Raw genomic sequence first — 1104 nt, 5'->3', positions numbered from 1 at the left:
AGTTCTAAAGAAAATATAATTATATGAAAATCAAATTATTTGTAATCTTTTTGTTTGTTGTTTTTCTCAAAGCCAATGCACAAGAATTCAAATTAGGAAAAGTTTCTATAAAAGAAGTAGAGGAAAAAGTATATCCAAACGATACTACAGCATCAGCCGCAATCTTATTTAATAACGCCAGAACTTATTTTAAATATGATATTAAATTCGGATTTAGTATCGTCACTGAGAATTCTTATAGAATTAAAATTTATAAAAAAGACGGGCTTAATTGGGCAAATTATAAACTTCCTTACCGAACCGGATACGATAAATTAAACGATGATAGGGTAGAATTTTCGGATGGTGTAACTTATAATATTGAAAATGGCAAGATTGTTAAAACAAAATTAAACCGAGAAGGTGTTTTTAAAACAGCCATAAATAAAAATTGGAAAGAAGCTACTATAACTATGCCCAATGTGAAATCGGGTTCAATAATAGAATTCAAGTATATTTTAATATCAGAAAACATTGTCGAATTTCCAGACTTTATTTTTCAATACAATATCCCAGTTAATTCTTCGGAATATGATGTTGATATACCTGGATTTTTTGTTTATAAAGCAGTTGCAAAAAGGCCGTCAGAAATAATATCAGAATCCAAAGTCACTCATGGTTCACTTCAATTTGCTAATGAATACACAGTCAACAAAACAGAATCAGTTAGTTTCGAGCAACAAAGTAATAGACATAGGGCTTATTATATTCCAGCTTTAAAAGAAGAGCCATTTGTAGACAACATAGAAAATTATCGTATATCCATTCAACACGAATTAGAGAAAACACAATTTTATAAAGAGCCCGTAAAAGATTATTCAACGACTTGGGAAGGGGTTGCTAAAACCATTTATATAGATAAGGATTTTGGAAAAGAACTCAAGGAAAGAGATTACATCACCCAAGATTTGGCGCGTATTCTGAAAAATGTAAATTCTCAAACTGAAAGATTGGATGTCATTTTTAAATTTGTTCAAAATAAAATGAATTGGAACCACAAAAAAGGATATTATACAGACAAAGGAGTAAAACAAGCCTATATTGATGGAACTGGGAATGTTGCCG

General features: G+C 30.2%; 1 protein-coding gene. It reads left to right on the top strand.

Features of this window, described 5'->3' with window-relative positions:
• Positions 1-23: 23 nt before the first annotated feature.
• A partial coding sequence (locus tag EKL98_RS16955) for a DUF3857 domain-containing protein (RefSeq protein ID WP_126563235.1) occupies positions 24-1104 on the top strand: 1081 nt, incomplete at its 3' end.

Source organism: Flavobacterium bomense (assembly GCF_003970355.1).
The sequence above is the reverse complement of the archived record's forward strand: the minus strand, read 5'-3'. Positions and strand labels throughout refer to the sequence as shown.